General features: G+C 71.9%; 9 protein-coding genes. 3 read left to right on the forward strand and 6 right to left on the reverse strand.

What is annotated here, in order from left to right:
- Positions 1–49 precede the first annotated feature (49 nt).
- Complete coding sequence (locus tag AB0J36_RS30485; protein WP_357134028.1) at positions 50–1,018, forward strand: LacI family DNA-binding transcriptional regulator; 969 nt, start codon at positions 50–52, stop codon at positions 1,016–1,018.
- 276 nt (positions 1,019–1,294) lie between these two features.
- Here AB0J36_RS30485 and AB0J36_RS30490 read toward each other — a convergent pair whose 3' ends face one another.
- From AB0J36_RS30490 to AB0J36_RS30510, 5 genes are all read right to left on the reverse strand, one after another.
- Positions 1,295–2,842 carry a hypothetical protein gene (locus AB0J36_RS30490; protein ID WP_363661448.1) on the reverse strand — a complete coding sequence of 516 codons (1,548 nt, stop codon included), beginning with the start codon at positions 2,840–2,842 and terminating at the stop codon, positions 1,295–1,297.
- A 650-nt stretch (positions 2,843–3,492) separates the two neighbouring features.
- Positions 3,493–4,446, reverse strand: coding sequence for a carbohydrate kinase (locus tag AB0J36_RS30495; RefSeq protein ID WP_357399354.1), 954 nt, complete (start codon positions 4,444–4,446; stop codon positions 3,493–3,495).
- Positions 4,443–5,708 (reverse strand): AGE family epimerase/isomerase, encoded by a 1,266-nt coding sequence (locus AB0J36_RS30500; RefSeq protein ID WP_357399356.1) that lies wholly within the window; start codon positions 5,706–5,708, stop codon positions 4,443–4,445. Before AB0J36_RS30500 ends, AB0J36_RS30495 begins: the two co-directional genes overlap by 4 nt.
- A 389-nt stretch (positions 5,709–6,097) precedes the next feature.
- A complete protein-coding gene (locus AB0J36_RS30505) occupies positions 6,098–6,523 on the reverse strand; it encodes a nucleoside deaminase (protein ID WP_357174529.1) in 426 nt (141 codons plus the stop codon).
- Positions 6,524–6,535: 12 nt separating this feature from the next.
- On the reverse strand, positions 6,536–7,372 hold the full coding sequence (locus tag AB0J36_RS30510) for a fructosamine kinase family protein (RefSeq protein WP_357134877.1): 837 nt from the start codon (positions 7,370–7,372) through the stop codon (positions 6,536–6,538).
- 120 nt (positions 7,373–7,492) lie between these two features.
- Here AB0J36_RS30510 and AB0J36_RS30515 point away from each other — a divergent pair, with 120 nt between their 5' ends.
- Entirely contained in the window at positions 7,493–8,359 is an 867-nt protein-coding gene (locus AB0J36_RS30515) for an aminoglycoside phosphotransferase family protein (protein ID WP_363661449.1), read from the forward strand.
- A gap of 9 nt (positions 8,360–8,368) precedes the next feature.
- On the opposite strand, the gene AB0J36_RS30520 is transcribed toward AB0J36_RS30515, so the two are convergent.
- On the reverse strand, positions 8,369–9,178 hold the full coding sequence (locus AB0J36_RS30520; protein WP_363661450.1) for a DNA-formamidopyrimidine glycosylase family protein: 810 nt from the start codon (positions 9,176–9,178) through the stop codon (positions 8,369–8,371).
- Positions 9,179–9,378: 200 nt separating this feature from the next.
- Between AB0J36_RS30520 and AB0J36_RS30525 the strand changes: the two genes are divergently transcribed.
- Complete coding sequence (locus tag AB0J36_RS30525; protein ID WP_363661451.1) at positions 9,379–10,203, forward strand: DUF4190 domain-containing protein; 825 nt, start codon at positions 9,379–9,381, stop codon at positions 10,201–10,203.
- Positions 10,204–10,331 lie beyond the last annotated feature (128 nt).

The raw sequence follows: 10,331 nt of genomic DNA on the forward strand, positions 1-10,331 counted from the left end.
CCCCGTGACCCAGACCCCGACCAGGTCCGCCGCGCGCCGACGACCGACCATGGTCGATGTCGCGCGGCACGCCGGAGTAAGCCTGAAGACGGTCTCCCGGGTGGTCAACGACGAGCCGGTGGGTCAGGAACTGCTCGGCCGGGTGCTGGCCGCCATCACCGAATTGGGCTTCCGGCGCAACGACATCGCGCGCAACCTGCGCTCGCGGCAGCTCAACGCCACCGTCGGGCTGTTGATCGAGGAGATCGCCAACCCGTTCTACGCCACGATCGCGAGCGTGGCCGCCGAGATCGCCGCCGCGCACGGCACGATGCTGATCACCGCCTCCTCCGAGGAGGACCCGGAGCGCGAACGCGCCGTCCTGCAGGACTTCACCCAGCGCCGCGTCGACGGGCTGCTGGTCGTGCCGGCCGGCCCGGACCACTCGTTCCTGCGCCGCGAGGTCGAGCTGGGCATGCCGGTGGTCTTCGTGGACCGGCCACCGCAGGGTCTGCTCGCCGACACCGTGCTGTTGGACAACTCCGGCGGCGGCCGGTCCGGGGTCGAGTCCCTGCTCGACGAAGGGCACCGGAGGGTGGCTCTCCTGCTCGGCGCGCCGAGCGTGCCCACCATGCGCGAGCGGCTGGTCGGCGCGCGGACGGCGCTGGCGGCCGCCGGGGTCGAGCCGGACGACTCCCTGGTACGCGACCACCTGATCGCCCCCGAGGACGCCGGGCGGGCGGTCGCCGCGCTGCTCGACTCCCCGAACCCGCCCACCGCCTTCTTCTGCGGCAACAACCGGCTGACGGTCGGCGCGTTGCAGGAGTTGCACCGCCGGGGCAGCGACGCGTCGCTCGTCGGGTTCGACGACTTCGAGCTGGCCCACCTCATGCCCAGGCCGTTCACGGTCGTCGCCTACGACACCCGGGAACTGGCCCGGGTAGCCACCGAGCGCCTGTTCCACCGCATCGCCGGCGACGACTCCCCACCAACAACGACAGTCCTCCCCACCCGCCTCCTACCCCGAGGCCTCCTCTAGTTCTCGGGCCGCCCCCTGCCCCCTGCCCCCTGCCCCCTGCCCCCTGCCCCCTGCCCGCCGATCTTGCAGTTTCTGTTGTCGTTTTGCGCGGGTCCGACCGTTTCGTCGTGACAGGAAGTGCAAGATCGCGGAGGTCTCGGGGTGACGGCCACGGCGATCATGGACTTTAGGGTGTGGGCCGGCACGGTTGGTGAGGGCACGAAGTTCCGCATGAGTGTCGGTGGCGACCCGGTCCCTGACCCACCGGAGCACGCAGAACCCGATGAAGACAGGCCGTCAAGCGCGTCGGCGCTGTTTCCTGGGACGCGGCTCAGGAGTCGGTGATCTGCTTTCGATGACGCTGTTGTCGGCCTGGTAGTACGTCGGGGCTCCTGACGATGGGATGCGTGCCGCGTCGGGTTGCCAACTGGTGGTGATACTCATGGAGTTCATCTGTGCCGTTGTGTAGCTGATGGCTTGCTGGTCGACGTTGCTGTTGCCGTACTGGATGGTCGGTGTGGCGGCGGTGGGGGCGTAGCTCGGGCCGGCGGGGTTGTAGGCGGGACCTGCGCTGTCGGCGTATTGGGTGTAGGTGGACCCGTAATTGGGCGCATAGGTGGACCCGTAATTGGGCGCGTAAAGGGTCGGCTGGTTGACGCCGTAGGACGCGGTCGTGTCGTATTGAGCCGGGTACTGACTGACCTCGGGCGAGGGGTACGAGTAGGGGTCCTGGGGTGTGAATGATGACTGAGCCGCGACCGAATAAAGGTTGGTGTTCTGGAATATCAGGTCTGATCCGGTGGCGGGTGGACCTGCGTAGTACGGGGGTGCTGCGTCGTGGGCGTACTGCGCGGAGGGCGTCGAGTAGGAACGGGCGGGGCTGCCTGGGGCGGGCAGCCGCTGTGGCGGGTGGATGACCTGTTCGTTCTGGTGCGCCTCGACGGGTACCCTCGGTCGCCATCCCTGGGGCAGTGGGATCCTGCCGGGTGCCGCGATCTCCGGGTCGCCCACGGCGGGCAAGCGGTCGGGGTTCGGGTGCAGGACGGAGCTGTTGCCGTATACGTTCAGGATGAACGAACGTCTGGGCAGTCCGTGGGCATCGGTGAAATCGTTCACCACCGCCAGGCTCAGAACGCTGGCGTTGGGATTGGCGAGTCGGCCGGTGGCGCCAGCCCAGGCCGCGATGAGTGAGTGATCGACGATGGCGGGGTTGTCGATGACCTCCTGGTAGGCCACCGGTACGAACAGTCGCGGGGGCCAGCCGGCGGGCGGGTCGATTCGCTGAGCTGCCGCGGCCCTCGGGTCGGCACCGCCGGGGGCAAGATCAGGATGGTTCGCCAGGAAACAGCTCCTACCAAGCTGCTCAGACGTGTAATAGCCGGCGGGAAGCCCGTGCGACCGGGCAAAGTCATCCAACACTCCCGGGCTCATGCCAGCGAGGCTGGTGGCGGTACGCCCCAACCGGCCTGTCGCATGGGTCCAGGCCACCACGATGCGGGCGTCGGCGATGCCCGGGTTGTCGATGACCGCCTGATAAGCCGCCGGGGTGAACACTCGCGTCCAGCGGGCGGGCGGGTCAATTCGCTGAGCTGCCGCGGCCCTCGGGTCGGCACCGCCGGGGGCAAGATCAGGATGCTTCCCCAGGAAATACTTCGCGCCATCTGACTCGAGTGTGTAGTAGCCGGCGGGGAGCCCGTGCGACTGGGCAAATTCCCCCAACACTCCCCGGCTCAACTGACCGGGGCTACTGGTACCACGCGCAAGTCGGCCCGACCTGTGTGCCCAGCTCAGCGCGAGGCTGGTATCGGCGAGGCCCGGGTTGTCGATGATCTGCTGGTAGGCCATCGGCGTATAGGCGGGGGCGGGTCCGGGTCGTCGGGGCATGCTTCTGGTCCTCTCGTGCGGGCGGTCGCTGTCTAGCTCCCCAACGGCGCGTCCACAACGAAGGTTCAACACGAAACGGGCCCACCCGAATCAGTGCCCGCCGCAGCTCCGCACACGGCGCCACTGCGCCTGCTCACCCGCGGTCACCAGGTCCTGCTCACCCGCGGTCACCAGGTTTGGTAGGAGCGGCGCCGCTTGAACGGAGTACGCGGGCTGCCGCGCGCTGGCCCGCCTGGCCACCGAGCGCCTCTTCGAACGCAGCGCCGGCGACGACTCCCCACCGTCAACGACAGTCCCGCCCACCCGCTCCAACACCCAGGCCTCCCCAACCCCGCGCCGCGCCCACGCCCACGCCCGCGCCCGCGCCCGCGCCCGCGCCCGCCGATCTTGCACTTTCTGTCGCCGCCTTGCGCGGATTCGACCGTTTCGCCGGGACAGCAAGTGCAAGATCGCGCAGGTTCAGGGGTGGTGTCCACGGCGATCATGGACTTGTGGTGCCTCGCGTATGCCGCAAACAACCACGGAACGCCCACCACAAGTCCATGATCGACCCGGGCGGGGGCGGGGCGGCGCGGGGCGGGGCGGGGCGGGGGGCGGGGGGCGGGGGTGGGTCAGGTTGTTGTGGTTAGGCGGGCTTTTAGTTCGGCTTGGGTTGGGGGGTTGGCGCCTCGGCGGGCGCAGGTCAGGGCCGCGACGGTCGCCGCTTGGCGCAGCACTGTCGTCCACTGCTGCTCGGTCACCGCGGCGAGCCGTTCGGTCGGCCGGTCGCCGAGCGCATCGATGTCGGCCAGGGCGGCGAGCAGGCCACCGGTGAACGAGTCGCCCGCGCCGACGGTGTCCACCACCGTGGTGCGTACGGCCGGCTGCTCGTGTAGCACCCCGTTCGGGGCGAGCAGCCACACGCCCTCACCACCGCGGGTCACCACCGCGCAGGACACTCCGGCCTCGCGCCACTCGGCCATCACGTCGGCGATCGACCGGTCCGGATAGAGCCAGGCCAGGTCCTCGTCGCTGGCCTTGACCAGGTGCGCGAGGGGCACCTGCCGGCGTACCCGCTCCTGCTCGGCGGTCCGGTCGGTGACGATGCTCGGTCGCAGGTTGAGATCGATCGAGAGGGTCAGCCCGCCACGGTCACGTTCGCGGGCGAGCAGCCCCTCCAGCGCCTGCGCGCCGGGGGCGAGCGCGAGGGCGAGCGACCCGGCGTGCAGGGCCGTCGCCGAGGAGCCGGCGAGGTCGGGCAGTTCCTGCGGCGTCCACTGCCAGTCCGCGGCACCGTCGAGCCGGAACTCGTAACTGGCCTGGCCGGTGGCGTCCAGGGTGGCGACCGCCACCGAAGTGGGCTCGGACGCGTGGACGGCCCAGCGCAGGTCCACCTGGTTGGCCGCCAGGTAGTCGCCGATCTGCCGGCCGTACTCGTCGGGGCCGAGGCGGGCCAGCAGCCGTACCGGCTGGTCGAGCCGGGCCAGGGTGACCGCCACGTTCGCCGGCGACCCGCCCGGGACCGCCCGTTGCCCGTCGGCGGTCACCACCAGGTCGATGAGGGCCTCCCCCGCCACGACGATCATGCGGTCACCGTGCCCGGGGCGAGCGGGCCGGGGCCACCGAGGCCGTCGGCCGAGCGGGACAGCAGCACCGCCTGGTACGCGTGGTACACGTCGGGTCGACCGTGCCAGACCGTGTCGGCGGGCAGGTTCCGCGGGTCCAGCTCGTGCCGCCAGCCGGTGCCGTCGATCAGGTAGCGGCGCGCGTACGCCCAGAAGACCCGGCACCAGTCGGCGTAGACGGCGTCCCCGGTGCGGCGGTGCAGGGTGACCGCCGCGCCGATGGCCTCGGCCAGCACCCAGTGCATCCGGGAGCGGACCACGGGCCGGTCGTCCCAGTCGATCGTGTAGACGAAGCCGTCCGCGCCGTCGACCGCCCAGCCACGTCGCAGGGCGGCGGCGAAGAGGGTACGGGCGTCGGCGAGCAGCCAGCCCGGCGGCTGCGGCAGGACGGCTTCCAGTTCGAGCAGCAGACGGGCCCATTCCAGCCAGTGGCCCATCGTCGAGCCGTACGGCCGGAACGGGTCGGCGGGCTGGTCGCGGTTGTAGTCGAGCAGCGGCGTCCAGTCGGTCGTGAAGTGCTCGGGCAGCCGCCAGTCGTGCCGGGCGGCCTCGGTGTGCACCAGGTGGGTGGCGATCCGCAGCGCCCGGTCGGTCCAGCTCGTGTCCCCGGTGGCGGCGGCAGCGGCGAGGAACGCCTCGACCATGTGCATGCTGCTGTTCGCGCCCCGGTAGTCCTCGGTGACCGTCCAGTCGCGGTTCCACGACTCGCGGACCGCGCCCGCCTCGTCGTCCCAGAACCGGTTCAGGACCACGCTGAGCGCGTCGGCGAGCAGGCGGTCCGCGCCGGGGCGCCCAGCCCGCGCGGCGCTCGACGCGGCGAGCAGCACGAACGCGTGGTCGTACCCGGCCTTGCGCTCGTCGATCGGGGTGCCCTGCTGGTCCACCGCGTTGAACCAGCCGCCGTCCCGGTCGTCGCGCAGCAGCGTGTCGAGCGCGGCGATGCCGTGGTCGACGATGGCGGCGGCATCCGGGTCGCCGTTGCGGTGGGCGAGCGCGGCCACGTGGGTCATCCGGCAGGTGATCCAGGTGTAGACGGCTTCGCCCCGGTCCGGGGTGCGGTCGTCGGTCAGCCACCAGAAGCCGCCCTCGGGTCGGACCGAGCGGCGGGCCGTGTCGAGCAGCGTGCGGGTCTGGTCGGCGAGGAACCCGTCCAGGTCGGGCAGGTCGGGCACCCCTGCCGGGGCAGGGGTCGGTTCGGCGTCGGAGCGGGGCGCGTCGGTCATCTCAGCTGGTCACCGTCGAGGAGCGAAGGGGCATACGGCAAGGATCGGCGGACGGACCGGGTCCGCGCCGGCAAACCCGCTAACGGTACGCCCGGAGCTGGTCGACCGAAGGGGTACGGCGCAAGAAGGATCATGAGGAACATCATCCCGTTTGCCCGTTGACATCGTTGTCACCCCCTCAACCCTGCTCCGACCGCCGGCTCACTGTCAATTCCGTCCCGTGCCCAGGGCCTGTTTCATAAGGGCGGTCGAGCCGAGGCGGAGTCCGGGCGGCGATCCGGCAAGGCGCGGTGTCGTCCGGATACCGGTGTTGTATCCGGACACCACCGCAACGCCGCCGGTCGTCGTCCGGGCCCGCCGCAGGCCGGCCAGTTCTTATGAAACAGGCCCTAGTAGTGCTCGTCGATCGGCCGACGCGCCTCCTCGAACAGCGCCGGCCCCTCGTAGCGCACCGGAGGCAGCGCCGGGGTGGCCGGCTTGACCTCCTCGAACTGCTCGCTGGAGAGCGCGTACACCACCCGGCCGAGGCCGGAGCGGTCGATCGCCGTCGCGCACATCGGGCAGGGCTGGCAACTCGTGAACATGGTGGTGCCGGCGGCCACCTCGGCGGACAGCTCCCGGGCGGCCCAGCGGGCCAACTTCAACTCCGGATGGGCGGTGATGTCCGAATCCGAGACCACGGTGTTGTGGTCCTCGACCAGGACGACACCGTCCGCGTCGACCAGCAACGAGCCGAACGGCCGTTCGCCGGACGCCCCGGCCTGGCTGGCGATCTCCACGGCGCGGCGGAGGAACTTCTCGTCGTCGGGTGTCACACGGCCTCCTGGTCACGTCCTGCTGCGGAACGGGGCGAGCGTGGCCCGGATCTGGTCGCCCGCGCCCCAATCGTCGTCGAACTGGGCCAGCACCGCGAGGTGCTGTCGCAATTGGACGATCGGCATCCGGGCCCGCCAATCATCGTCGAGCGACGTCAGCTCGGCGTAGACGTCGAAGAACCGCCGCGCCTCAGGCGGGGGCGACGTCGTCCAGACGTGGGCGAGGTCGACCTCGGCCCACAGGTAGGACACCGCCGGGTCGATCAGCGCCGGCTCCCCGTCCGGTGTGGCCAGGATGTTCTGCGCCCACAGGTCGCCGTGCGTGAGGCACGCGGGCCGTTCCGGCAGCAACTCGGGCAGCCGCGAACAGAGCCGTTCCAGTGCCGCCCGGTCCTGCCGGTCGAGCGCGGCGTCGACACGGGGCTCGCCGAGCCAGCGGAGCAGCCGGTGCTGCGCGAAGAACGCGAACCCGTCGTCGTTCCAGGTGTTGACCTGTCGGCGACGCCCCAGCCAGTTGTCCCGGTGCCAACCGAAGCGCGGATGGGTCGTGCTCAGGTGCAGGTGGGCCAACTGTTGCGCGAACCGCTCCCAGAACGCCGCACTGCTCGGCCTCGGCCGCAGCAGCGACAGCACCAGCACGTCCCGGTCCGCGAGGATCACCTCGGGCGTCGGCACGCCGCCCAGGTCGCGCAGCGCGGCCAACCCGTCTGCCTCGGCGGGGAAGACGTCGTCGGCCGGCGTCTCGGCGAACGCCTTGACGAACACCGACGGCGCGTCCCGGCGGGTGGCGATACCCGCGAGCGCCGCGAGCCCGCCCGCCGCCGGTTCGACGGCGACGACATCACGCATTCCGGCGCGCAGCAGGCTTTCCCGTAAGAACGGCCCCGGTCGCATCACGACAGGCTCCCGGATGTCCGATCCGCTGTCGACCCGGTATGCCACCCGCCCCGGCGCGGGCAGGATGGCGGGATGGAACTGCCCGAGGGGCTTGGTTGGGTACGAGCGTCAGCGGTGGGCCGGGCCTGGCTGACCGCGCTGCCGACGCTGGTGTCGGAGTGTGCCGAGCGGTGGTCGCTGCGGCTCGGTCCGCCGTTCCGGTACGCGTACGCCTCGCTGGCGCTCCCCGCTGATCTGCCCGACGGTACGGCGGCGGTGCTCAAGGTCCAGTTCCCGGACGAGGACAGCCGGTACGAGGCCCACGCGCTCGGCCACTGGGCCGGCGAGGGCGCGATCCGGCTGCTCGCTCACGACCCCGAACGGCGCGCGCTGCTGGTGGAGCGCTGCCGACCCGGTACGCCCCTGCACGAGCTACCGATGGACCGGGCGCTGGACGCGGCGGTCGACCTGCTGCCCCGGCTCTGGCGACCGGCCGGCGCGCCGTTCACCCCGCTCGCCGAGGAGGCCGCCGGCTGGCTCGACCGGATGCCGCGCAGTTGGGAACGGGCCGGCCGGCCGTACGAGCGGCGGCTCCTCGACGCGGCGCGCGCCCTGCTGGTCGACCTGTCGGCGAGCCAGGGCGAGCAGGTGCTCGTCAACCAGGACCTGCACGCCGGCAACGTGCTCGCCGCCGAGCGCGCCCCCTGGCTGGCGATCGACCCCAAGCCGCTGATCGGCGAGCGGGAGTTCTCGGTGGTGCCACTCGTACGCGGTCCGGAGCTGGGTCACTCGCCGGCGGCCGTCCGGCACCGACTCGACCGGCTCAGCACCGACCTCGGGCTGGACGTCGAGCGGGTGCGGGGCTGGGCGATCGGCCACTGCCTGGCCTGGAGCATCGCCGACCAGGTCGTCTTCACGCACCAGGTCGAGGTGGTCCGCTGGCTGCTCGGCACCGACTGACGCCGAGGGTCAGCGGGCCTGGCAGGTACGGCACCAGTAGAGGTTGCGGCCGACCAGCTCGCCGCGACTGACCTCGGTGCCGCAGATGTGGCAGGGGGCGCCGGCGCGGCGGTAGACGTACACCTCGCCGCCGTGCCGGTCGACGCGCGCCGGTCGACCCATCGCCTCGGGCAGGTGGGCGTCGCGGACGGTGTCGATCCGACCGTGTTCCAGGGCGAGCCGCATCAACGCGACCAGGTCGAACCAGAGGGCGTCCCACCCGGCCCGGGTCAGCGCCCGACCGGGCATCGTGGGCGGCAGCCCGGCCCGGAACAGCGCCTCGGTCACGAAGATCAGGCCGGTGCCGGCCACCACCGACTGGTCCAGCAGCAGGGCCGCGAGGGGCGTCGGGCTGCGGGAGATCCGGGCGTACGCCCGCTCGGGGTCGGCGTCGGCGCGCAGCGGATCCGGGCCGAGGCGGGCCCGCAGGGCGTCGACCTCGGGCGGGGTGAGCAGTTCGCAGGCGGCCGGACCGCGCAGATCCAACCAGTGCCGGTCACTGGTCAGCCGCAGCCGCACCTGGCCGACGGGCTCGGGGGGCGTCCCTGATCCGTCGGTGAATTTGCCGTACAGCCCGAGGTGCACGTGCAGGGTCACCTCGTCGGCGAAGTGGTGCAGCAGGTGCTTTCCGTACGCCTCGGTGCTGTCCAGGACGGTCCCGGAGAGCCGCGCGGCGCCATCGGCGAAGCGGCCCTGCGGGCTGTCGGCGTGCAGCTTGTCACCGGCGAACAGCTCGGCGTGCCGGGCCGCCAGGCGGTGGATCGTGTGTCCCTCTGGCACGGGTGCCAAGGATAGCCAGTCGCACCGGGGCCACCGGGTGACGCTGCTCCTTCACGCCGAACGCCGGGTGGATCCGCCCCTGATCCGCGGGCCGTACCCGGAATCGGTGTCAGGAAACGCCGAGGTGGGTATTTCGGGGTCGTAGCGCGTGGGTGCCACCCCTGAACGTCGGCCACCACGCATTCAACAGGAGGTGTGTAGTGGTCAGGATTCCTTCGCTGTCCCGGCGGTCCGAGCAGACGCCGACGCGGGACGAGAACCTTGACGGTCCCGATACCCCGGTCACCGAGACGGGCCGGACCGACGACGGCCGACCGGTTGTCACCGACCGGGACGCCGACCAGACGACGTACCGCAGCGCCACGGCGACCGGCGACGCCACCGCGACGACCGGGCGCACCGGCGAGGCCGAGCGACGGGCCGCGGAGCGCGCGGCCGTGGCCCGCGCCGCCACCGCCCGGCCGGTGGAGACCGACACCGCCCGCCCGACGGAGGGCGAGGCCCGGCCGCTCGCCGCCAAGACGGGCACGGCCGCCGTCCCGACCATCGAGCGCGACAACGACCTCGACGGTACGACCCGACGGCCGGAGCGCGACCCGGACCTCGACCGGACGACGACCCGCCGGCCCGACGTGACCGACCGTCCGGTCGACACGACCCCCGCTCGCGACACCGAGCCGGAGCCGGTGACGCGCGGCCCGAAGCCGCGGGCCAGCCTGCTCGCCACCCTCGGCCTGATCGTCTCCGTCGTCGGCGCGCTGTTCGTGCTGAGCGGCACCCTGGCCGGGTACGGCATCGGGCTCGGCGCGGTCGGCGCGGTGCTGTCGGTGCTCGGCCTGATGGCGACCCGCCGCCGGCACGTCGCCGGCAAGACCGACGCGCTGTTCGGCATCCTCATCGGCCTGGCGGCGGTGGTGGTCGGCGTGCTCGCGATGACCGGTCAGTTCGCCTGGCCGACCACGGACGGCGACTGGGTGCAGCGCCTCCGGGAGTGGCTTGACTCACAGTTTGTGGATCGTTTCTAGCGGGCACTGTTCCGCTCGCCGGTGGTGCACCGGCGAAGAGCCGGCGGTTCGCCGGCAGCCCGACGGTGGTTCACCAGCAGGGCGACACCCTTTCAGGGGCGGCGATTCGCCCCCCCGGGAGTGGGTGC

Origin of the sequence: Micromonospora sp. NPDC049662 (genome assembly GCF_040675055.1) — a bacterium.
In the GTDB taxonomy this organism is placed as follows: Bacteria; Actinomycetota; Actinomycetes; order Mycobacteriales; family Micromonosporaceae; genus Micromonospora.